The sequence below is a fragment of the Mucilaginibacter sp. P1_D10 genome (assembly GCF_056406215.1).
Genome location: NZ_JBFUAP010000007.1, coordinates 81,471 through 103,505 on the forward strand (window position 1 = coordinate 81,471; position 22,035 = coordinate 103,505).

The 22,035-nt window shown below is 47.3% G+C and carries 19 protein-coding genes; 9 read left to right on the top strand and 10 right to left on the bottom strand.

Annotation, left to right across the window (positions count from 1 at the left end; genetic code table 11):
- Nucleotides 1-15 precede the first annotated feature (15 nt).
- Nucleotides 16-795, bottom strand: a complete 780-nt coding sequence (gene rsmA / locus AC1DYT_RS12800; protein ID WP_477469991.1) for a 16S rRNA (adenine(1518)-N(6)/adenine(1519)-N(6))-dimethyltransferase RsmA — start codon at nucleotides 793-795, stop codon at nucleotides 16-18.
- Between the two features lie 227 nt (nucleotides 796-1,022).
- On the opposite strand from rsmA, the gene pdxA reads away from it, so the two are divergent.
- Both pdxA and AC1DYT_RS12810 read left to right on the top strand, forming a co-directional pair.
- The gene (gene pdxA, locus AC1DYT_RS12805; protein ID WP_477469992.1) at nucleotides 1,023-2,078 is read left to right on the top strand and encodes a 4-hydroxythreonine-4-phosphate dehydrogenase PdxA; all 1,056 of its coding nucleotides are present in this window, start codon (nucleotides 1,023-1,025) and stop codon (nucleotides 2,076-2,078) included.
- An 81-nt stretch (nucleotides 2,079-2,159) separates the two neighbouring features.
- Complete coding sequence (locus tag AC1DYT_RS12810) at nucleotides 2,160-3,344, top strand: DUF5009 domain-containing protein (protein ID WP_477469993.1); 1,185 nt, start codon at nucleotides 2,160-2,162, stop codon at nucleotides 3,342-3,344.
- A gap of 12 nt (nucleotides 3,345-3,356) precedes the next feature.
- Here AC1DYT_RS12810 and AC1DYT_RS12815 read toward each other — a convergent pair whose 3' ends face one another.
- Genes AC1DYT_RS12815 through AC1DYT_RS12835 form a run of 5 tightly spaced genes read right to left on the bottom strand, consistent with a single transcriptional unit; the run spans nucleotide 3,357 to nucleotide 8,063 of the window.
- Complete coding sequence (locus AC1DYT_RS12815; RefSeq protein WP_477469994.1) at nucleotides 3,357-3,851, bottom strand: N-acetyltransferase family protein; 495 nt, start codon at nucleotides 3,849-3,851, stop codon at nucleotides 3,357-3,359.
- Nucleotides 3,852-3,859: 8 nt separating this feature from the next.
- Nucleotides 3,860-4,603: an ABC transporter ATP-binding protein gene (locus AC1DYT_RS12820; protein WP_477469995.1), complete on the bottom strand. Its 744-nt coding sequence runs from the start codon at nucleotides 4,601-4,603 to the stop codon at nucleotides 3,860-3,862.
- A 1-nt stretch (nucleotide 4,604) separates the two neighbouring features.
- The gene (locus tag AC1DYT_RS12825; protein WP_477469996.1) at nucleotides 4,605-6,080 is read right to left on the bottom strand and encodes a DUF5687 family protein; all 1,476 of its coding nucleotides are present in this window, start codon (nucleotides 6,078-6,080) and stop codon (nucleotides 4,605-4,607) included.
- A gap of 9 nt (nucleotides 6,081-6,089) precedes the next feature.
- Nucleotides 6,090-6,746 (bottom strand): TMEM175 family protein, encoded by a 657-nt coding sequence (locus tag AC1DYT_RS12830; RefSeq protein WP_477469997.1) that lies wholly within the window; start codon nucleotides 6,744-6,746, stop codon nucleotides 6,090-6,092.
- Nucleotides 6,747-6,782: 36 nt separating this feature from the next.
- Nucleotides 6,783-8,063, bottom strand: a complete 1,281-nt coding sequence (locus AC1DYT_RS12835; protein ID WP_477469998.1) for a replication-associated recombination protein A — start codon at nucleotides 8,061-8,063, stop codon at nucleotides 6,783-6,785.
- Between the two features lie 66 nt (nucleotides 8,064-8,129).
- Between AC1DYT_RS12835 and AC1DYT_RS12840 the strand changes: the two genes are divergently transcribed.
- Nucleotides 8,130-8,762, top strand: a complete 633-nt coding sequence (locus AC1DYT_RS12840) for a DNA-3-methyladenine glycosylase family protein (RefSeq protein WP_477469999.1) — start codon at nucleotides 8,130-8,132, stop codon at nucleotides 8,760-8,762.
- 149 nt (nucleotides 8,763-8,911) lie between these two features.
- Here the strand turns inward: AC1DYT_RS12840 and cphA are convergent, their stop codons facing one another.
- Entirely contained in the window at nucleotides 8,912-11,539 is a 2,628-nt protein-coding gene (gene cphA / locus AC1DYT_RS12845; protein WP_477470000.1) for a cyanophycin synthetase, read from the bottom strand.
- Between the two features lie 158 nt (nucleotides 11,540-11,697).
- Between cphA and AC1DYT_RS12850 the strand changes: the two genes are divergently transcribed.
- Nucleotides 11,698-12,624, top strand: a complete 927-nt coding sequence (locus tag AC1DYT_RS12850) for a cyanophycinase (protein WP_477470001.1) — start codon at nucleotides 11,698-11,700, stop codon at nucleotides 12,622-12,624.
- On the top strand, nucleotides 12,621-13,463 hold the full coding sequence (locus AC1DYT_RS12855) for an isoaspartyl peptidase/L-asparaginase (RefSeq protein ID WP_477470002.1): 843 nt from the start codon (nucleotides 12,621-12,623) through the stop codon (nucleotides 13,461-13,463). Before AC1DYT_RS12850 ends, AC1DYT_RS12855 begins: the two co-directional genes overlap by 4 nt.
- A 107-nt stretch (nucleotides 13,464-13,570) precedes the next feature.
- Here AC1DYT_RS12855 and AC1DYT_RS12860 read toward each other — a convergent pair whose 3' ends face one another.
- Nucleotides 13,571-14,350, bottom strand: a complete 780-nt coding sequence (locus AC1DYT_RS12860; protein WP_477470003.1) for a PKD domain-containing protein — start codon at nucleotides 14,348-14,350, stop codon at nucleotides 13,571-13,573.
- 160 nt (nucleotides 14,351-14,510) lie between these two features.
- Here AC1DYT_RS12860 and AC1DYT_RS12865 point away from each other — a divergent pair, with 160 nt between their 5' ends.
- The 4 genes from AC1DYT_RS12865 to AC1DYT_RS12880 all read left to right on the top strand — a co-directional run bounded on the left by AC1DYT_RS12865 (nucleotide 14,511) and on the right by AC1DYT_RS12880 (nucleotide 19,069).
- A complete protein-coding gene (locus tag AC1DYT_RS12865; protein ID WP_477470004.1) occupies nucleotides 14,511-15,092 on the top strand; it encodes a Crp/Fnr family transcriptional regulator in 582 nt (193 codons plus the stop codon).
- 78 nt (nucleotides 15,093-15,170) lie between these two features.
- Nucleotides 15,171-15,848, top strand: a complete 678-nt coding sequence (locus AC1DYT_RS12870) for a hypothetical protein (protein WP_477470005.1) — start codon at nucleotides 15,171-15,173, stop codon at nucleotides 15,846-15,848.
- 268 nt (nucleotides 15,849-16,116) lie between these two features.
- Nucleotides 16,117-16,734, top strand: coding sequence for a hypothetical protein (locus tag AC1DYT_RS12875; protein ID WP_477470006.1), 618 nt, complete (start codon nucleotides 16,117-16,119; stop codon nucleotides 16,732-16,734).
- 199 nt (nucleotides 16,735-16,933) lie between these two features.
- Nucleotides 16,934-19,069 (top strand): carboxy terminal-processing peptidase, encoded by a 2,136-nt coding sequence (locus tag AC1DYT_RS12880; protein ID WP_477470007.1) that lies wholly within the window; start codon nucleotides 16,934-16,936, stop codon nucleotides 19,067-19,069.
- Between the two features lie 371 nt (nucleotides 19,070-19,440).
- Here AC1DYT_RS12880 and ffh read toward each other — a convergent pair whose 3' ends face one another.
- Together ffh and AC1DYT_RS12890 are read right to left on the bottom strand one after the other, a co-directional pair.
- Complete coding sequence (gene ffh, locus AC1DYT_RS12885) at nucleotides 19,441-20,769, bottom strand: signal recognition particle protein (protein ID WP_477470008.1); 1,329 nt, start codon at nucleotides 20,767-20,769, stop codon at nucleotides 19,441-19,443.
- Between the two features lie 71 nt (nucleotides 20,770-20,840).
- Nucleotides 20,841-22,010, bottom strand: a complete 1,170-nt coding sequence (locus AC1DYT_RS12890; protein WP_477470009.1) for a hypothetical protein — start codon at nucleotides 22,008-22,010, stop codon at nucleotides 20,841-20,843.
- Between the last annotated feature and the right edge of the window lie 25 nt (nucleotides 22,011-22,035).

Here is a 22,035-nt window from a genome sequence, read left to right on the forward strand (position 1 = left end):
TAACCGACAGCCTTTTCATCTATTCGCGGTTATCTCATTGGTCAATGCCACAAAATCCTGTACGCTTAAACGCTCTGCTCTTAAATCGAGCGTTTTATTCTCGGTCATTTTTTCTTTGTTGATGAGGGACGATAGCGCGTTGCGCAATGTTTTGCGTCGCTGGTTAAAGCCGGCCTTTACTACCTGCCAAAATAGTTTTTCGTCGCAGCCAAGGGTTTCGGTTTCATTACGCGTTAGGCGGATAACGGCCGAGAGTACTTTGGGCGGAGGGTTAAAAACCCCTGCTTTAACTGTGAATAAATATTCAACTTTATAATAGGCCTGCAAAAAAACGCTCAGAATACCATATTCCTTACTGCCGGGTTTGCTGGCGCAGCGCTCGGCCACTTCTTTCTGGAACATGCCAACCACCTCAACCACACGCTCCCGGTTATCCAGTATCTTAAAAAGTATCTGGCTGGAAATATTGTAAGGGAAGTTGCCGATAACAGCCATCTTGGGTTCGAAGAGGCTTGCGAAATCGAGCTCCAAAAAATCGGCATTGATTAGCCTGTTGCCAAGTGTTGGATATTTCTTTTGCAGGAATGTGTACGATTCGGTGTCGATGTCGATCAGGAAGGCTTCATACTCGGGTTTTTGCAGCAAAAAGTCCGACAGGATACCCATGCCGGGGCCAACCTCCAGCACCTGCCTGTATTTAGCACCCGCCTGCAGGCTCTCCACCGTTTTCTGCGCGATATTTTTATCAGTAAGAAAGTGTTGGCCTAAATGTTTTTTTGCTCTTACTAATGTCATTATACAAGTATATTTAAGCAAATTAAGGCATATTTGCGCTTTATTAAGGAATTATAAACTTAAAATCTTTTTCTTTGCATATTAAGCTAAACCGCAACGGCCAAAGCTTAAAGCAATTATACTAACCGAGATACGTTTTTCTGCCCGCAAATATTTCACAGATCAATCGGTGAAATCATTCAAATCGGTGGAATCAAAAAAATATAATCGGTGAAATCATTCAAACTATGAGCGACAAACCTAAAATAGGGATAAGCATCGGCGATATTAACGGCATTGGGTTAGAGATAATCATCAAAACGCTGGCCGATACCAAAATATACGATTACTGCACGCCAATTGTTTACGGGCACAGCAAGGTGGCATCGTTCCACCGCAGGGCCACGCAGGTAAACGAGCTTAATTTCAATATCGTCGACGATGCATCGCAAGCAATATCCAAGCGGGCCAATATGGTGAACTGCTGGGAAGAAGACGTACGTATAGAGCTGGGCACCGTTACGGCCGAAGGCGGTAAATACGCTTATCAATCATTACAACGCGCTACCGACGACCTCCTGAGCGGCAAGATAGACGGGCTGGTTACCGCTCCTATCAACAAAGATAATATCCAGAGCGAGGAGTTCAATTTCCCGGGGCATACCGAGTACTTGCAATCGCGCGATAGCGCAAACGAATCGCTGATGTTTTTGGTGAGCGAAACCCTGCGCGTTGGCGTGGTTACGGGGCATATCCCGGTTTCGAAAATATCGGAAAGCATCACGACCGAAAAAATCATAGCCAAACTGAAGCTGATGCACAGCAGCCTGCGCGATGATTTTTGGGTACGCAAACCCAAAATTGCCGTGCTGGGCCTAAACCCCCATGCCAGCGATAACGGCCTGATAGGCAATGAAGAAAAAGACGTTATTATCCCGGCAATAGAAGAAGCCCGTGCACACGATGTATTGGCTTTTGGGCCTTATGCCGCCGACGCTTTTTTTGGCAACGGTACTTATATGCAGTTTGACGCGGTACTGGCTATGTACCACGACCAGGGGCTTATCCCATTCAAGCAAATCGCTTTCGAATCGGGCGTAAATTATACCGCCGGGCTCAGCTTCGTACGGACTTCGCCGGACCATGGCACGGCTTACGATATTGCGGGCAAAAACATGGCATCGGAGATATCTTTCCGTGAAGCGTTATTCACGGCCATCCATATCATCAAACACCGCCGTGAAACAGCCGAGCTGAACGAAAACCCGCTATTATTTACCAAGCTTAGCCGCGACAGGGACTAAAACTACCCTTTTAGCGATACTGTTTTAAGAAAATTGCCGTTTACTTAAAACATTTGTCCCTAAAAAACATTTTCCTGTTTAATGAGTAATTTAATTAACCGCATCCGGTCTATAGATGCGTTTCGTGCGGTTACCATGTTCCTGATGATTTTCGTGAACGACCTGGACGGCGTACCCAATACGCCCGAATGGCTCAAACACGTGGCCGTAAATGCCGATGGATTAGGATTAGCCGATACGATTTTTCCGGCCTTTTTATTTATTGTGGGGTTGGCCATCCCATATGCCTTTGCGCATCGCTCTAAAAAAGAGGATGCCAAAATACCCATGCGTATCATTACGCGCTCTTTTGCCCTCATCTTCATCGGCTTTTTCCACGCCAATATGGAAACTTACGATGAGGCCCACGCCATTTTACCCAGGCCCGTGTGGGATAGCCTGGCAACTTTTAGCTTCTTTTTTATTTTTATTGATTATAGCCAAACTGCATCTAAGCTAAAACGCTACCTATGCCAGGGCTTTGGCGTTGCCTTGCTAGTTGCTGTGTGCGCGGTCTATAAGAGCTCCGACCCGGGGCACGCCTGGCTGCACCTTACCTGGTGGGGCATACTTGGACTCATCGGCTGGGCATACCTTATTTGTGCCTTTATTTACCATTACTCCAATGGCGTGCTGTGGGTGCAGGCGGCGGCCTGGCTATTCTTCATGTTTTTTAATCTCGATTACCACTTTGGGCTGCTTACCTTCCTCAACCCTATACAACAATACGTTTGGATATCGGGCAATGGGGCCATGCAGGCATTTACCATGGCGGGTATCTTTGTGTCAGTATTATACATGCGCCTTGCTCAAAACCGCGAACTGAAGATGCTTTGGGTGGCTATGTTTTTGATAGCCATTATATTGTTCAACCTGGGCTTTATTGTGCGTTATTTCAGCGGGGGCATATCCAAAATGCGCGATACCCCCTCATGGGTACTCATTTGCACGGGCATAAGCCTTATTGTTTACGCCATATTTGTTTTTGCGGTAGATACCTGCAAAAAGTACAACTGGGTAAAGGTGATAGAACCTGCGGGCACCAACACGTTCACCTGCTATCTGCTGCCTTACCTGTTTTACCCTATGTATCAAATGACCAACTTTACTTACCCCCAATACTTTGACCAGGGCAACGGCGGGCTTATCCGCTCCTTGCTTTTTGCCCTGGTAATTGTTTGGCTGGCTGGTTTATTGCAGAAAATAAACATCCGGCTGAAGATTTAGCTATGGTGCAGATTACAGCTCTTTCCGCATCACATAATCGTTCATCCAGTAAGGCCCTATGGCAATATCCTCTTCATACGCTATCGTGAATCCCATTCGCTCATAAAAATCTTTGGCCTTGTTATAGCGGTTTACATTAAGGTCGAGTGTGTGTTTGCCCGCCTCTTTTATTTTATCGACAACGGCGTTAATCAGTATTTTGCCATAGCCTTTGCCCTGCGTTGCAGGCAGGCAATAAAGCTTGTGCAGCTTGTATATGTCGGCATCTTCTTCACGCGGCGAGTAAGCGGCAAAGGCAACTGGCGTGCCCTCTTCTATCAACAGTAAATAGGTTTGCTCTCCCTTTTCCAACTGCCCTAAAATTTTATCGCGGGTGTAAATGGTGCCTAGCATGTAAGCAACTTGTTCTTTGCCCAATAATGGCTCGTAAGTGGGCCACCAGGTGTCTTCGGCTATTTGCAAAATGGTATCAACGTCGGCCGTTGTGGCCTCTCTAATCAAATACATAATACAGCTTAGTGGTTCTCTTCTTTATCTATAATGGAGCCTGGCGTAATAGTTTGCCCCACGCCAAAGTATTCTTCCAACTCGTTCAGGGTTGATGAACTGGTGGCGATATCTTTGATGATACGCCCTTTTTCCATCAGTAAGATGCGTTCGCATACATCGGTTATGTGGTTCAAATCGTGGCTGGATACGATAGTGGTTACGCCATTATTCTTGTTCTCGGCCTTCAGCACATTCTTCAGGCGGAACTGTGTGCTAGGGTCGATGTTTGCGAATGGCTCATCCAGCATCAGCAATTGCGGTTTCTGTAACAGGCAACTGCCAACGCCTACTTTACACTGATTGCCCTTAGATAAATCGCGGATGTATTTGCCTTTCTTCAGTACCTCTCCGTTGAAAAATTCGGTTAGCCCGGCCAGGTATTCGTCTACCTGGGGCTTGTTTTGCTGGTGCAGGCCGCCTATGAAGTAAAAGTATTCTTCGGGCGTAAGGTAGTCTATCAGGAACCCTTCGTCCAGGTAAGAGGCCGTATAGTCTTTCCATTCTTCGGCACCGGCTACATTCTTTCCGTTGGATAATACTTCGCCGTCATCGGGGCGTATCAAGTCCAGTATCATGCGGAACAGCGTGGTTTTGCCCGCGCCGTTATTGCCCACAAGGCCAATACTTTCGCCCTTGTTTATAGTGAGCGCAGGTACGTTAACGACGGTTACCCCGGCGTAAACCTTTTTTAAGTTTTTGATCTCAATCATCTTATATATTCCTGAAGCCTTCGGCTATTTTAAATCGTTTTTCATAAAAATCGGCTTCCAGCTTTTTTATCCAGAAGCTTCGGGTAGCTATAAAGGCCAACCCGATGATGGCCATTGCGGCATATCCCGGGTAAGGCATCCCTAACAAGCTGAACGGCCAGTACACAACGTAAGGCAATATCATCAGCGGGAACGAGAGCAGCAATTGGGTTGCGCCTACGCCCTCCCAATTAAAGGATGCACCCTTAGATAGGTCGATACGTTTGTAATTGCGGTTGGCAAAAAACAATACGATGGTGGTGTTTACGCCCAAGTTCCATAGATACATCACAAAGTGGATGAGGATAACTTTCCAGCCGAAGTACACATAAGGCAGCGTGAGCAAAAAAGCCAGGGTTGATACTACTGTAAACAGCAGATATTTAGCTTTCAAAAAATCGGAGAATTTAATTTTGCTCACCAACAGCCCATCGAAATGCGCGGCCTGCCAGCTGAACATAAACTGCCCGTAGCTGATGATGAAGATACCCGTCATAAACATGCCCACGAACACCTTGAAGCCATCGGGATAGGCTTTTTGGGTGTAAAATATCAGCCCGTAAAACAACATGAAACTACTCATTACCAGTGCTGAGCGCGAACGTTTGTTGCGCAGGATGAGCTTAATTTCGTTGGCCACTAAATCGCCCACGCTGCCGTAACGACCAAGGAAAGGTATCTCGGTACTGCTTTTATAGGCCGATGCCTTGCGTGAGCCCAGTTCTTCGAGATATAGGTTACCCTTTAAGTAAATAAAGTTGAAGTAAAACATGCCCAGGCCCAATGCCAGCGGCAGCAAGGCAAGATAAGGTTTGGTGAGCAAAGCTCCGAAGTACAGGTACGATAGGTTACGCAGCGAATAAATATGCCATGCAAAATCGCCGGCAATAGCCAGTCCCAACACCGCAAAAGCCACCAAAAATACCCAGCCGTTTAAATTGGACTTGCGCTTGATGTACATAGCCAGGTAATTGTTGAATACCGACAGCGATATTACCGCTGCCAAAAACGCAATGGCTACCAAGGCACCCGATGATGGCAAAATAACTTTGATGATGAACGGCCCAAAAAGCACGATTGGCCAAAGGTTAAAGAACGAAAGCAGCGAGGTTAGGGCCAGATAGCCCACAACGCTGTTGCGTTTTACGGGCAAATGCAGGTATGGCTGCACCTTAAGTGTTGGCAGCTCCTGCAACTGCATGCGCATAAGCATATCAAACAAAAAGTAGATGAGGATGATGCCGCAAAAGGTAACCACCAAATCATCTTTAGGGAACACTTTGCCTAAAATCATATCCAGCAATACGCCCAATGCTACTACATAAAGCAGCAGGATAAGGATGAGCACGCCCATTACCGCCTTAACGGCAATGGTTTTGCCTGTGTTTTTTGAACGCCAAAAGGCTTTTAACTCGTGGCTAAAAAAGGTAGAGATCATATTATGTGATTATTTGGCAAACAGTTCCGGGTGTTTTTTGCGGTACTGCTTTTTAAGAACTATCATAATTATAAAAATAAGGCCCGGGCACCAGTAGGCAATACGCATGCTAAAGATACTTACCAAAAACGAAAGCAGGAAAACGCTGGGCGCTATCATCGAGCGGGTTTTGCAATAAGCTACAAAAGCGGCATTGTCCAGTCCCTCGCTCAACTTATTGGCCGGGTTACTGATAATGTACCACAAACGGGTATTCATAAAGCCGGTGAGGCAAATATTTACTACATAAAATCCCAGCGGTACGGCACTGTAAGATAACCAGTAGTCGCTGTAAAAGGCCGAACTAAACGGCATCAGCACGATGGAAAATAACAGGAAAAGGTTGGTCCAAACCAGTTTGGGGCTGTAATGTACCACGTATTTAAATATTTGGTGGTGATTAACCCAATACAAGGCGATCACAAAAAAGCTGACGATAAAGCCAATAAATTGGGGGATAAGCCGCCGCAGGCCACGAACGATCTCTTCTGAGGAAAAACGCTCGCCATGCACTTCGGGCACTTTAATCTCAATAATTAACAAGGTGATGGCTATCGCAAAAACAGCATCACTGAAGAAAGCGATCCGCTCTACCTGGAATTCTTTTTTTAGATCGGGGTGTTGCATCGGTTAAAGGTTAACGACGGAAGATAACAATATTAACTAATACTTATACCTGTCGCCCCAAAGTTTCCTCATTTTCTCTTTCGACTCGTTTTCTTTCGGGTTGTTACCCGGCTCGTAAATTTTAGTTCCGCGGATGGCTTCCGGCAGAAAATCAAGGTCGGCAAAGTTGCCTTCGTAGCTGTGGGCATACTTGTAGTTTTTGCCGTAACCGATGTTCTTCATCAGTTTGGTGGGCGCGTTACGTAGGTGCAGGGGCACGGGCAAGTCGCCCCTTTGCTTTACTAAGGCTATTGCAGCGCCGATAGCCGTGGTGGCCGAATTGCTTTTGGCCGATGTGGCCAGATAAATTACCGTTTGCGACAATATCAATTGCGACTCGGGCATACCGATAACCTGCACGGCGTTAAAGCAGCTTTGTGCCAGCAGCAGGGCGTTGGGGTTGGCGTTGCCGATGTCCTCTGACGCTAAAATGAGCATCCTGCGGGCAATGAATAGTGGGTCTTCGCCGCCAACAATCATACGGGCCAGCCAATAAACGGCCCCGTTAGGGTCGCTGCCTCGCATGGATTTAATGAAGGCCGAAATTATATCGTAATGCTGCTCGCCGGTTTTATCGTAAAGGGCCATGTTTTGCTGCACATGCTCCAGCACCACATCATTGGTCAGTACTATTTTTTTGCTGTCGAAAGCGTTTACCAGCAGTTCGAATATATTGAGCAGCTTACGCGCGTCGCCGCCGCTGAGGCGCAGCAATGCTTCATGTTCTTCAATTACGATATTTTTTTCTTTGAGGACGACATCTTCCTTTTGGGCCTTATCCAGCAGGTCGAGCAGGTCCTGCTCTGCCAGATGCTGCAAAATATATACCTGGCAGCGTGAGAGCAAAGCGGAGATCACCTCGAAAGATGGGTTCTCGGTGGTAGCACCAATAAGGGTTACGATGCCGCGTTCTACTGCACCAAGCAATGAATCCTGCTGCGATTTAGAGAACCGGTGAATTTCATCGATGAACAATATTGGGAGTATTTCGCCCTGTTCTTTTAAGATGGATGCTTTTTCTATCACCTCGCGTACATCCTTTACGCCCGAATTGATGGCGCTTAAAGAAAAGAACGGGCGGGATAAGGATTGGGAGATGATGTACGCCAGCGTAGTTTTCCCCACCCCCGGCGGCCCCCAAAACAGCATGGAGGGTAACGAGCCGCTCTCTATGGCCTTGCGCAGCACCGCGCCCCGGCCAACCAGATGTTTTTGCCCAACATAATCGTCCAGCGATTTTGGGCGCATGCGTTCGGCTAATGGCGGGAGGTTGTTCATAAATGTAAAATTCAGAAATTGAAACGCTAAATCCTAAAAAAGTTAGTACGTTTAAATAACAATCATATGCCACAACAGTTTACCTCTTCTACCTACCACTCCATTTGCGACGAGCTCGGCAAAATGGATACCGATTTTTCAGCTGTCATTTCCAGCTACGGCTACCCGCCCATGTGGTCTCGGCCAAACACCTTCGAAACATTGGTGCATATTATCCTGGAGCAGCAGGTATCGTTGGCTTCGGCCCTATCCGCCCTCAACAAAATGCGGGAACGGGTTCGGGAATTGACACCAGCGAGAATTTTATTGCTAACCGATTTGGAGTTCCGCGAATGCTATTTCAGTCGACAAAAAACGGCCTATACCCGTTACCTGGCAGAAGCTATCCTCAGTGGCCAAATAAATCTCGAAGAATTTAAACAAATGGAAGACGATGACATCCGCAGCCAGCTCTGTGCTCTCAAAGGCATCGGCAACTGGACGGTAGACGTTTACCTTATGTTCGTACTACAACGTACGGACATCCTCCCCTTGGGCGATCTTGCCATCGTAAATGCCATCAAAAGATTGAAGGGCCTACCAAAAGAAACCCCTAAGGAAGAATTGGCGATAATTGGCCAGGAATGGCAGCCGTACCGCACAGTGGCGAGTATGTTGCTATGGCATTATTATCTTTCGTCGCCAAAGGCAAAACCGTAGAGACGCAATATTTTGCGTCTCTGAACATGCATGGAATGGCTTTCGCTACATTGCAAACGGGAGACGCAAAATATTGCGTCTCTACGAATAAAAAAGGCGACAGGGTGTTAATCCTGCCGCCGCATACTCTTCGCCCCCATTCTGGGAGCCTACACGTTAAACAACCCGTTCCTTTCTTGTTCCTGGTAGTTTTGTACGGTTTCTATGGCGTTGCTTATTACGTCGCTTAGCGCTACGATGAATGCGCCGGGTTTGGCCATGCTCATGGCGTGTTTAATGGCATCTATCTCTTTAGGTACTATTTCGTATGGCGTGTTGCTGCCTTCTGATGCAATGCCTTCTTTCAATAAATCTAAAATGTTTTCTTCGGTGCGGCCGCGCAGGTGTTTTTCCTGGCGGAGGATGATGTAATCGAACATCTCGGCGGCAATTTTGCCCAGTTCGATGATGTCCTCGTCGCGCCTGTCGCCGGTGCCGGCTATGATACCAATCTTCAGCGGCGAATCGATGTGGCTGAGGAACTGCTTAATACCGTTAAAGCCATCAGGATTATGCGCAAAATCTATCATAAAACGGAAATCCTTGAACTCGAAGATGTTCATCCGTCCCGGTGTTTGCGCCGCCGATGGGATAAAGGTTTCCAACGATATCTTGATATCCTCCGTTTTAAACCCATGCAGGAAGGTAGCCAGCGTAGCTGCCATTACATTATCTATCATAAAACCAACCGTACCGCCAAAAGTTAGCGGGATAACGATGGTACGCTGTACGCGGATTTTCCAATCGCCTTTTTGTATGGTGATAAAGCCGTTTTCGTGCACGCAGGCAATGCCGCCTTTTTTGCAATGGGCAATCACAACGGGGTTGTTCTCGTTGCGGCTGAAATAAGCCACGTTGCAATCGGCTTTCTTGCCAATTTCCACGCAGTATTTATTATCGGCATTCAATACAGCCCAGCCGTCTTTTTTTATCGCGTTGGTCACCACGCTTTTTACACGGGCAAGGTCGTCAAGGGTATGTATGTCTGATAGGCCAAGGTGGTCTTCCTGTATGTTGGTGATTACGCCTATATCGCAGAAGCTAAAGCCCAGGCCCGAGCGCAGGATGCCGCCGCGTGCTGTTTCCAGTACGGCGAAATCAACCGTGGGGTCTTTCAGTATAAACTCGCTGCTTACAGGACCAGTGGTGTCGCCCTTCAGCATCATGGTGTTCTGTACGTAGATACCATCAGACGTGGTGAAGCCCACGCGGTGCCCGTTGTTCTTTACAATGTGGGCTATCAAACGGGTGGTGGTGGTTTTACCGTTGGTGCCGGTAATGGCAATAATAGGTATCCTTGCCGATTTCCCTGTTGGGTAAAGCATATCTATCACATGCCCGGCTACATTGCGCGGCAAGCCTTCGCTTGGTGCTATATGCATGCGGAAACCCGGCGCGGCGTTCACTTCCAAAACCACACCACCGTTTTCGGTTAATGGTTCGGTAAGGTTTTCGGCCATAATATCTATGCCGCAAATGTCCAACCCGATGATTTTAGAGATACGCTCGCAGATGAAAACGTTCTGCGGATGCACATGGTCGGTAACATCGACGGATGTACCGCCGGTGCTTAGATTAGCGGTGGATTTTACGAACACCTTTTCGCCTGCGGCAGGCACGGTATCTAAGGTATAGCCTTTCTTTTCTAGGAGGTCTAAGGTATCACGGTCAACATCAATTAAGGTAAGCACATTCTCGTGCCCGTAGCCACGGCGCGGGTCGGTGTTTTCTTTATCGATGAGTTGCTGGATGGTGAGTTCCCCATCTCCTTTAACATGTGCCGGATCGCGCAGTGCGGCGGCCACCATTTTATTATCTATCACCAGTACCCTAAAATCGTAGCCAGTAATATAACGCTCCACAATTACGCGGCGCGAGATCTTTGCGGCAAACTCGTAGGCAGCAATTGCATCCTCGGTAGTGTTGATGTTGATGCTGATGCCTCGGCCATGGTTACCATCCAGCGGTTTAAATACCAACGGGAAGCCTATCTTGCGAATGGCCTCTACCACCTGCTCGGTACGGCTGATGGTCATACCTTTGGCAACCGGGATGGCTTGCTCTTGTAGCAGGCGCTTGGTTTCGTCTTTATTGCTGGCAATATCAACGGCAATGCTGCTGGTTTTCTCCGTCATGGTGGCGCGGAAACGTACCTGGTTTTTGCCGTAGCCCAATTGTACAAGGCTTTGGTTGTTCAGCCTTATCCAGGGGATATTCCTCGCGATAGCTTCCTCAACAATGGCACCAGTGCTTGGGCCAAGGCGGGTATTCTCGCGTATTTCGCGCATTTGCTGTATATCTTTCTCCAAATCGTATTCCTCGCCGCCTATCAGTGCCTCGGCTATACGCACGGCAGATTCTGCCGCAAAAACGCCTACCTTTTCTTCCAGGTACGCAAACACTACGTTATAAACGCCTGGCGTTTTGGTTTCGCGGGTACGGCCGAAGCCCGTATCCATTCCCGCAAGGGTTTGTATCTCTAATGCAATATGCTCAATTACGTGGCCCATCCAGGTGCCGGCTATCACGCGCTCAAAAAAGCCCCCCGGTACCCCCGGTGAGCAGCGGTGATTGTACAGCGAAGGTAACAATGCTTTCATGCGCTCGTAAAAGCCATCAATTTCATTGGTGGGGCTCTGCTCCATTTCCTGCAGGTCGAGCCGCATTTGTATCAGTTTTTTGCGGTTAACGCTCCAGATGTTGGGCCCGCGCAGTACTTGTATATTTTCTATCTTCATAAGAGGTGATTCAAAACGAGTGTGAGAAGTAATAAGTTTTAAATCTAAAAAACTTATCATTCTAATAAAACCTTTGGGCCGAAAAATGCAGTTTTATTAATTAAATCAGCCTGTTTTAATGATTTTTATTTTAATTTGTATAAATTGATTAAGAACAAATGGCGGATCCTAAAGGAAAATTGGTAATAATTGGAGGTGCTGTGGATATGGGCAGTAACGTAAGCGTGCTGGAACATATTATGCAGCCGCATTATATCAAGTTTTTCGAAAAAGGCATCCTGCGCCGCATCATCAACGAATCGGCAAAAAAGGAGGGTTCATCGGTTGAGGTTATCACCACCGCATCGCAGATACCCGAGCTGGTTGGCAACGAATATATCAAAGCCTTTAACCAGCTTAATGTAACCCACGTAAACATACTCCATATCAAAAGCCGCGAGGATGCTGCCAACCCCGAATATCTCGACCGCATCAGCAAAGCAGATGTAGTGATGTTCAGCGGCGGCGATCAGCTCCGCTTAACGGCCATTTTCGGCGGCACCCAATTTTTGCAGATACTGAAAAAACGCTATAACAACGAGAACTTCGTTATCGCCGGTACATCGGCTGGTGCAGCCGCAGCATCAACCCACATGATATACCGCGGGCAAAGCAACGAGGCCCTGATAAAAGGCGAGGTGCAGATTACCGCCGGGCTGGGTTTTATCGATTCGGTTATCGTTGATACCCACTTTGTACAACGCGGCCGTATCGGTCGTTTATTATACGCCGTAGCCACAAATCCCGGCATATTAGGCATAGGCCTTGGCGAAGATGCCGGACTGCTGATTACCGAAGGCAGCATGATGGAAGCCATCGGCTCGGGGTTGATCATGCTGGTTGATGGCACTAATATTGTAGAAACCAACGTTTATGATGTAGAGATAGGCGATCCTGTTTCTATAGAGAACCTGAAGGTGCATGTAATGTCTATCTTCGACAAATACGACTTGCTGCAGCAACGGATGATCATCAAAAAAACGGTGAGGGTGGAAGATGGCGTGTTCATCACCACCCAGGATAGTAGTAACGATCTTTTACAATGAAGCTAATTATTCACGGCGGTTTTTTTAGCGAGAGCCAAACAAACCAGGAAGTAAAAAAAGCCAAACAGGATGCCCTGCTGGAGATAGTACACCTGGGCCATAAATATCTGGAGCACCATACCGCTGCCCAAACCGTAGTGTACACCGTGCGCCTGCTGGAAGATTGCGACCTGTTTAACGCAGGCACCGGCTCGCAGATACAAAGCGATGGCAAGATCCGTTTAAGCGCTGCCCTGATGGATGGCAAAACCCAAAAGTTTTCGGGAGTTATCAATATAGAAGATGTACGCAATCCCATTTGCGTTGCCGAAAAATTGATGGAGTATGACGACCGGGTACTGAGTGGAAACGGTGCCTGCGATTTTGCCAAGCAGAACGGCTTCGGATACTTCAATACCGAGATACCCCAGCGCCGCAAAGAATACGAGAAAAAACTAAGCGACTCTATCCGCCTGGGCACCGTGGGTGCAGTTGCGCTGGATATTTACGGCGATATAGCCGCTGCCACCTCCACCGGCGGAAAAGGCTTCGAGATACCCGGCCGCGTAAGCGATTCTGCAACTACGGCTGGCAATTACGCCAATGCCTTTGCGGGCATCTCCTGCACCGGCGTAGGTGAGGACATCGTAAGCGGCTCAGTAGCAACCAAAATAGTTACCCGCGTAACCGACGGCATGCCTTTATCCCTCGCTACAGAAAAAACGCTTGATGAAATGAAGCCTTACGATGGCTTTGCCGGCATCATCGGCATCAGCCAAACCGGCGATATCTATCATGCGGATACCCACCCCTACATGGTTTGGGCTTTGCATGATGGTGAAGCGGAGGTGTTTGAATAGGCCTCCCTATTCAAACTCAGCATGCAAAGTAATCGCTACCGCGGGTTTAGCGCAGCGTAACTCGTGGCTTGCATTAAGCAAGCTTCCAGCTTGCGTCAGCTGAAAGCTTATTCAAATTCCGCGTTCAGCGTCATCGAGCTGAAGAAATCTGTTTTTACCACGAACTGGTTTCTTGTAATATCGTCTGCTTTTGTCATTTGTTCGGAACCGCTGTAATGGTTATTGAACAGCACATATTCACCACTTGCGTTTTTGGCAACCAGGCTGATGACGTACTTATAGTTATCCAGCACGGTTTTATCCAGTACCACCTTGCCGCTCACGTTTATCTGTAGGGGGGTAGTGGTGTTTTTTGCTACGTTGGCTATTACAGGGCTGGTATAAATAACCGGCGCATTCTGCACTACGCCGTTGGGCAAATACACTTCGTTGCCCTGTAGCTGCTGTATCTTCACGTAGATGTCGGCAGTTTCGGTAAGGGGCCAGCCGGCATCTTTGTACATGGCATCCGTGTTGTTCCAGTAAACTTCATTTATCACAATGTTTTTCAGCACCCTATCCAGCACAGTAACCTTTTTGGTGCTGGTAGCAATGGTGCCGTCGGCGGCTTTGGCGTTAAGCGTAACGGTGTAGGTGCCCGCTTTAGGGTATGATAGCACAACTGTGTACTCGGCCACAGTCCGCCCATCGCCAAGATCCCAGCTAATGGAAGCGGCGTTGGTAGCATTGCTGATTACCGATGCCGTATCGCTGGCACCAATGGTTATGGCTTCTGCCGATGTATTGCGGGCAAAGCTGAACCCGGCGGTGGGTTTTGGTGGGTTATTTTCTTTTTTGCAGGAAGTAAATATAGCCACAATGGCCAGGGAGAATAAAATTCGTTTCATAGGAGACCTAATGTTTAAGCTAAATTTAGACTGGTTTTGCACAGCAAAGATTAACCAAATGTTAAATTTTTTCGAGGTTTGTGTAATTTACAGTAAATCAGCGCCCTACAAATTGTAACGTTTTTGTGGGGATAATTAAACAATCCTTACCTTGTTCAACATGAGTAAAGGACCCCTCATACAATACCTAGAAAACACGGGAATAATATCTCATGCAATAGCAGCGGATATTGCGGATAAATTCCAACATAAAACCGTCGCCAAAAACCAGCTGCAGCTTGCCGAGGGCAAGATATGCGATGAGTATTTGTTTTTGGAGAGTGGGTTTATGCGCGGCTTCGCGCATGATACCGAAGGGAATGAAGTTACCACCAGTTTCTATGCGCCGGGGCAAATGGTATTTGAGGTGTCATCTTTTTTTACGCGAATCCGCTCCAAAGAAAACATACAGGCCCTTACCGATTGCGAAGGATGGTACATCAGCTTTGCGGAATTGAACGGATTGTTCCATTCACTGCCAGCTTTCAGGGCGTTCGGTCGCTCCGTATTGGTGAAAGGGTTCGCGGGCTTGAAAACCCGTATGCTGGCCATGATAACCGAAACCGCCGAAGAGCGCTACACAACGCTCCTCAAAATCAATCCGGAAGTTTTCCGGCATGCGCCACTGAAGCATATCGCATCGTACCTGGGCATTACCGACACCTCGTTGAGCCGAATCCGCAAGGAATTCGCAAAAAAATAACGCTTGGTATATTTCTTGCCAATTGGCAAGATGCCGCCGCATAGAATGCGCCACCTTTGTTTTATAAAAATTAAACAAATGGAAACGCTACCACTTTATGTACCCATAACATTCATCCTCACTACCATACTTACCCTAGCGCTGCTTTATAAAGCCACCGGGTTTTCCAAAACGGTTATCATCGTATCCCTGCTCTGGCTGGCGCTGCATGCCGCGCTGGGCCTTACCGGCTTTTACAAAGTGGTGGATGCCATGCCACCAAGATTTGGACTATTGCTGATACCCCCGGTAATTTTTATTGTTACCCGCTTCCTCAGCAAAAACGGCAGGAGCTTTATCGATACCCTCGACGTAAAAACCCTCACCTTGCTGCACATCATCCGCATACCGGTAGAGCTCTGTTTGTACTGGCTATTCCTGCACAAAGCTGTGCCGCAACTGGTTACCTTCGAAGGCCGCAACTTCGACATTCTGTGCGGCATCACCGCGCCAATAACCTGGTATTTCGGGTATGTAAAAAATGTACTGAGCAAAGCCGTGCTCATAGGCTGGAATATTATCTGTCTGCTGATACTCGGCAACGTGGTGGTATTGGCCGTTTTATCTGCGCCTTTCCCTTTTCAGCAGTTCGGGTTCGAACAACCTAACATCGCATTGTTCTACTTCCCCTTTGTATGGCTGCCCGGCTTTTTAGTGCCGGTGGTAATATTTTCACACGCGGTAAGTATAAGGAGGTTGGTGAAAGAAACAAAATAATTTGATCTGTCATGCCGAGCTTATCGAACCATTCGCCTGCTCTACATGGCGGTTAAGTCTTCGACAAGCTCAGACTGACAATTGATTTTTTTCGACCAAATAGTGAATTAGCGCGCCCTGCCTGATATACCAAACACCCGAGAAATGCGTTGATTGCATTGTGGATTATTTCAAATAAAGGGGCAACCAGCCCCATTTGGAATTTCTGAAATTTGTATTATCTTTACATACTAGTTAATTTAATTGCGCCTTGGCGAAAAACCCCTAAATGAAATACCTGATTATTGTACTTCTTTGCGCTTGCAACCTTACGGCTTCGGCCCAGTGGTGGCGGGGCGATTTCAAAAAGCACAAACGGTATCCGCTCATCGTGCAGTCTAAAATTCACTCCGTGCAACGCCTACCCAAATTCACCATGGCCAAAGCCACGGTACAGGTTAAGCAGGTACAGCGCAGTGCATATAATCTCGAACTTTGCGAAAAAGAAGTGATAAAAGCCGCCCAGCACCATATGCGTTACCGCGAATACGCCATGGCCAGTTACAGTTTTAGCGAACTGGCGCAGCTGTACGTGCTGGAGAACCGTCTTTCCGAAGCCAAATGGTATTACCTGCAAAGCATCCGCCTATCAAAAATACAGGCCGATGATGCGCATACTATCGTAAGCCTAATTGCGCTGGCTATGGTAAAAGCCGATTTAGGCGACTTGCCCCAGGCGCAGCAAGATCTTGCAGAGGCGCGCCGCATTGCCTTTGCTACAGGCCGCAACGCCGAAGTGCAGTTCATAGATAAAAAAATAGCCTACGTAAAAAGCAATAAGGTGTGGCTGTCAAAAGCCGACCTGCGTTATGCAGAAACGGCTCAATTACCCGCCAAATCAAAATAAACGGCTTAATATCGCGTTTATGTAACATTTACGTAAAATGCGGGTCGTATAATAAAACAACCCAAACATTATTGTAATATTGTTATTCAATATATTAGCGGGACGGCTTTGTGGCTGTCTCTTTTTTTATAAAGCGAATTTAAACCAGGCACTAGTATTGATGTTTCACCAAAGTCCCGACTTAACTACTGTAAAGGATATGTTTAAAAAATGTTATTTAATGCTGGCATTAGCGGCTGCGCTGGCCTGCAACGCCTCGCCAACCAAGCCGGCAATGATGAAAAAAGCCGGGCCGAACGATTTGCAGCCCGATGAGCAGCAGAGCGTGGTATTGAAAACCGTAGCCGGCATGGTAAGCACCTATAATTACAAAAAGGTGCCGCTTAACGATTCTATCTCTACCATCATCTACACCGAATACCTCAAAAAGATAGACGAGAACCATAATTACCTCACCGCCGGCGACGTAAAGGAGTTTGAGCAATTCAAAACCGTTTTAGACGACGACATCAAGAACGGCGACCTGAGCCACGTGTTCTACATCTTCAATGTTTTCCAGAAAAGGTACACCGAGTATGTGAACTTCTCTATCGCGCAGCTAAGCAAGCCGATGGACTTCACCAAGAACGACACTTTTACTTACGACCGCGAGAAACTGCCTTTCGCAGCAAACGAGAACGAGCTGCACGAGCAGTGGGCCCAGCGCGTAAAATACGACCTGCTTAACCTTAAACTGGCCGGCAAAGAGCTCGAGGCTAACAAAGAAACGCTTAAAAAACGTTACAGCGGCGTGCTTTCGCAATCCAACAAATTGAACAGCAACGATGTATTCCAGGTGTTTATGGATGCCTTTACCGGCGCTATAGACCCGCATACCAATTACTTTATCCCATCGGCTGCGGCGGCCTTCAATATCGATATCTCCCGCTCGCTTGAGGGTATCGGTGCAACGCTGCAATCGCAAAACGAATATGTTACGGTTACTTCTATCGTTCCCGGCGGCCCTGCAGATAAAAGCAAGCAATTGGCAGTAGATGAACGCATCATAGGCGTTGCGCAAGGCAAAACCGGCGAGTTCCAGGATGTAGTGGGTTGGAGGATAGAGAATGCTATCGCGTTAATACGCGGCACCAAGGGTACGATAGTGCGTTTGCAGATATTGCCAAAAGGCACCGGCGCAACCGTAAAACCACGTGTGCTTGAGCTGGTTCGCGAAAAAATCATCCTGAAGGATATCTCGGCTAAAAAAGAAATACGCACCTACAACTCCAATGGTAAAATAGTTAAGATTGGCATTATCAATGTGCCGGCTTTCTACATAGATTTTAACGATTACAAATCGGGCAACCCAAATTACAAAAGCACAACCCGCGATGTAAGGCTGATACTGGACACCCTTAAACGCGAAGGCGTAGACGGCGTGGTGTTAGACCTTCGCCAAAATGGTGGCGGCTCGCTAATGGAAGCTACCGAGCTTACCGGCCTCTTCATCAAAACAGGGCCCGTAGTGCAGGTTAGGGATCCGCGCAACCAGGTAGAACTGGAAAAAGACGACGACCCCGCCGTTGCTTATGGCGGCCCGCTGGCAGTACTGGTAGATAGGTTCAGCGCATCGGCTTCTGAGATATTCTCGGGCGCTATACAAGATTATGGCCGCGGCCTTATCATAGGTACCCAAACTTATGGCAAAGGTTCGGTACAACGCATTATAGACCTCGACCAGGTGATAAGCCCATCCATCAAAGATCGCCTTGCGAAACTCATGGGCAAGCAATCAACCGTTGCTACGGGTAGCCAAAACAAATTCGGGCAACTGAATTTAACCATCGGTAAGTTCTACCGCATCAGCGGCGGTTCTACCCAGCATAAAGGCGTACTGCCCGATATCGAGTTCCCGTCGGTTATCCCGATTGATAAATACGGCGAAGACACCGAGCCGTCGGCTATGCCTTACGATGTTATCGATAAAACGGATTACACCAGGGTTGGCGATTTTACCGCGATAATACCGCAGCTTAAAAAACTGCACGACCAACGCATGAGCAGCAGCGACAGCTTTAAATACCTGTTGCAGGATATTGCCGATATGAAAGCCCACGACCAGGAAGTAAGCGTTACCCTTAACGAAGCGCAATTAAGGCTTAAACGCGATGCCGACGAAAAGAAAGCCCTTGAGCAAAACAACCTGCGCCGCGTAGCCATGGGCCTGCCGCCATTGAAAAAAGGCGACACCAAGCCTAAAAACGAGGACCTGGACTTTTTGAAACGCGAAGCCGGCCAGATACTGACAGATTATCTTACGCTTGATAACAAGGTAAGCACAACCATTAAATAAACAATCAAAATAAATGGCCAAAGCCCCGTTCAGGTTATACTGAGCGGGGCTTTTGTTTTTTGTTGCTTTTGGAGGATTAAAACGCAACATCGAGTTAATTTCACGCAAAGGCGCGAAGGCGCAAAGATTTTGAAGCTTTTTACTTTGCGACCTTAGCGGCTTTGCGAGATAAAAAATCTTACCTTAATAACATTAACCCAACGGCACGATTTAGTTTGCTCATTGATGTGCTACAGTCGTTAACCCCCCATGGGGGTTCTTAACTTAACTATCCCTATCGCCGCTATAAACTGATAAGCCTATTTGCGGCCCCCGCCCCATAAAAAAGCCCCAACATTTCTGCTGAGGCTTAATACAGGCTTAAATGTTGTTTATTGTTTTGGCATCCTGCGCATCATGTTGGCCATGGCTGCGGGGTTGCTCATCTGTTTCATCACCTTTTTCATATCATCAAATTGCTTCATCAGGCGGTTAACCTCGGCCAAATCGCTGCCAGAGCCTTTTGCTATACGCATACGGCGGCTTGGGCTGATGATATCGGGGTTCTCCTTCTCTTTGGGTGTCATACTCTGAATAATGGCTTCTATGCTTTTAAAAGCATCATCACTCACTTCCACATCTTTCATCATTTTGCCAACGCCGGGTATCATGCCCATCAGATCTTTCATGTTACCCATTTTTTTGATCTGCTGAATCTGGCTGTAAAAGTCGTTAAAGTCGAACTTGTTCTTGCGTATCTTCTTTTGCAGCTCGGCAGCTTCCTTCTCGTCGAACTGCTGCTGCGCACGCTCTACTAAGGATACCACGTCGCCCATGCCCAGGATACGCGATGCCATACGATCCGGGTGGAAAACATCCAGTGCTTCCATCTTTTCGCCCGTACCTATGAATTTTATCGGCTTGTTTACAACCGATTTGATAGACAACGCCGCACCACCGCGGGTATCGCCATCAAGCTTGGTCAATACCACACCGGTAAAGTCCAGGCGGTCGTTGAACACCTTTGCGGTGTTCACGGCATCCTGCCCGGTCATGCTATCTACTACGAATAATATCTCCTGTGGCTTAGTGGCTGCTTTTACCTTTTCTATCTCCACCATCATGGCCTCGTCTATAGCTAAACGGCCGGCGGTATCAATAATAACTACGTTGTTGCCATCGCGTTTAGCCTGGGCTATACCCTCCAAAGCAATAGCAACCGGGTCTTTCGATTCGCGGTTAGCATAAACAGGTACGCCTATCTGCTGGCCCAAAACCTGTAATTGGTCTATAGCTGCAGGGCGGTAAATATCATCGGCAACCAGTAATGGTTTTTTTCCTTTTTGTGTTTTAAGATAGTTGGCCAACTTGCCGGTAAAGGTTGTTTTACCCGCACCGTTCAAACCCGCTATCAATATGATGGTAGGTGATGCTTTAAGTTCCAGTTCGGCAGTGGTGCCGCCCATCAGCTCGGTAAGCTCATCGTTCATGAGCTTGGTAAGCAATTGCCCAGGCGAAATAGAGGTAAGCACGTTTGCGCCTATTGCTTTTTGCCTTACGTCGTCTGTGAACGACTTGGCGGTTTTATAGTTAACGTCGGCATCCAAAAGGGCCTTACGTATCTCTTTCATGGTTTCGGCTACGTTTATCTCCGTAATCGAGCCTTGTCCTTTTAGTACTTTAAACGCCCTGTCGAGTTTATCTGATAAGTTTTCAAACATTATATAATCCTAATTTTTGAGGATACAAAGGTATGATTTTGAAGCAGAAACCCGTTCTACTAAAATGAAAATCAGCTCCCCTTTATCAATTTCGAAACCTCGCTATTAAAATTGGCTTTGTTTATGCCGGTAAGTTTTTCCAGTGCTTTAAAATAATTTGCGTCGCCGGCTTCCCTTTTACCGCAGCCCAACAATTCCATCACTGCTTCAAAACCCTTCTCCTTTTCAAGTTTTTGTACGATAAGCGCGTTGATCATGTAGGATATCTTGAAAATCTTGCCGCCATCATTATAGTAGTTTTTCCCGTCCTGGTATAATTGTAGCCAATCGGCGTTGGGGTTATCTTTTACATAGGTATTAAACATTGCCGAAACCTCGGGCCAGCTTTTGCCCCAGCTACCGCCATACAGGTACGCGCAACCCTCATCTACGGGCCGGTTGATGATATCGCTGCTCATCACGGTGCGCAGCCTGTCGTGAAACAGGTCGTGAGGGTCGAACCGGTTTTTTACCGTGCTCCAGCCATTGATGATAAGGTCGGTGTTGTTTTCATCTGCGCCTAACTGGTTGCTTACGAGGCCGGCGTTATCTGCCATGTATTCTATACCCAGCAGCTGTTGTACTTCTAAAAAATCCGCACAATAATAAAGCACGATCGGTTTTTTGGTGTTGAGCTTTTTATTGTAAAGCGCCACCATCCTTACAAACTCCTTCGCGTCGGCGGATGACAGGGTGTCCCTATAGTGAAAAGATACTACGCCACGGCTTTTAACTTTCCAGGAACTTGTGTTTCGCCTGAGCGGCGAATAAAAGTAAAACCGTCCGTTTACTTGTTTAGCCAGTAGCTTAAAGCTTGCCCTCATTAGCGGCGTATCGCCGGCCACACCGATATAGGAAAACTGGACAGCATAGCGGCCTTCACCCTGTTTCACAACATTGGTGAGGTATGGCCTATAGAAACCCGCCGCTTTGAGCGTTACATTTTGCTCTATCCCTTTCATTTCATCCAGCAGGGCCGATGTTGCCAAAAGCTCTTCTTTTAGCACGAAGGGGTTGTCCTTATTCGGTTTTTCTTTTTTGGCGAGGAAGCCGTTTAACGCGCTTATCAATTGTTTGGTAAGGGTGTCTTGCGGCAAATTAACATTATTGGGTATGATTAGGCCTGTATCTTGCGCAAAGCTGGTCGAAGCGGTGATCGCTAAAAGCAAGCAGGTAATAAAGGCCGGTAGTTTAAAATTCATTGCGATGAAATGGGTGCTGTTAAAG

Coding starts and splice junctions, on each gene's coding strand:
- AC1DYT_RS12830 (WP_477469997.1), bottom strand. CDS start 6,746: ATGCAACACCCCGATCTAAAAAAAGAATTCCAGGTAGAGCGGATCGCT.
- AC1DYT_RS12840 (WP_477469999.1), top strand. CDS start 8,130: ATGCCACAACAGTTTACCTCTTCTACCTACCACTCCATTTGCGACGAG.
- AC1DYT_RS12870 (WP_477470005.1), top strand. CDS start 15,171: ATGGAAACGCTACCACTTTATGTACCCATAACATTCATCCTCACTACC.
- AC1DYT_RS12860 (WP_477470003.1), bottom strand. CDS start 14,350: ATGAAACGAATTTTATTCTCCCTGGCCATTGTGGCTATATTTACTTCC.
- AC1DYT_RS12875 (WP_477470006.1), top strand. CDS start 16,117: ATGAAATACCTGATTATTGTACTTCTTTGCGCTTGCAACCTTACGGCT.
- AC1DYT_RS12835 (WP_477469998.1), bottom strand. CDS start 8,063: ATGAACAACCTCCCGCCATTAGCCGAACGCATGCGCCCAAAATCGCTG.
- AC1DYT_RS12815 (WP_477469994.1), bottom strand. CDS start 3,851: ATGTATTTGATTAGAGAGGCCACAACGGCCGACGTTGATACCATTTTG.
- AC1DYT_RS12825 (WP_477469996.1), bottom strand. CDS start 6,080: ATGATCTCTACCTTTTTTAGCCACGAGTTAAAAGCCTTTTGGCGTTCA.
- AC1DYT_RS12810 (WP_477469993.1), top strand. CDS start 2,160: ATGAGTAATTTAATTAACCGCATCCGGTCTATAGATGCGTTTCGTGCG.
- ffh (WP_477470008.1), bottom strand. CDS start 20,769: ATGTTTGAAAACTTATCAGATAAACTCGACAGGGCGTTTAAAGTACTA.
- AC1DYT_RS12855 (WP_477470002.1), top strand. CDS start 12,621: ATGAAGCTAATTATTCACGGCGGTTTTTTTAGCGAGAGCCAAACAAAC.
- rsmA (WP_477469991.1), bottom strand. CDS start 795: ATGACATTAGTAAGAGCAAAAAAACATTTAGGCCAACACTTTCTTACT.
- AC1DYT_RS12865 (WP_477470004.1), top strand. CDS start 14,511: ATGAGTAAAGGACCCCTCATACAATACCTAGAAAACACGGGAATAATA.
- AC1DYT_RS12820 (WP_477469995.1), bottom strand. CDS start 4,603: ATGATTGAGATCAAAAACTTAAAAAAGGTTTACGCCGGGGTAACCGTC.
- cphA (WP_477470000.1), bottom strand. CDS start 11,539: ATGAAGATAGAAAATATACAAGTACTGCGCGGGCCCAACATCTGGAGC.
- AC1DYT_RS12850 (WP_477470001.1), top strand. CDS start 11,698: ATGGCGGATCCTAAAGGAAAATTGGTAATAATTGGAGGTGCTGTGGAT.
- pdxA (WP_477469992.1), top strand. CDS start 1,023: ATGAGCGACAAACCTAAAATAGGGATAAGCATCGGCGATATTAACGGC.
- AC1DYT_RS12880 (WP_477470007.1), top strand. CDS start 16,934: ATGTTTAAAAAATGTTATTTAATGCTGGCATTAGCGGCTGCGCTGGCC.
- AC1DYT_RS12890 (WP_477470009.1), bottom strand. CDS start 22,010: ATGAATTTTAAACTACCGGCCTTTATTACCTGCTTGCTTTTAGCGATC.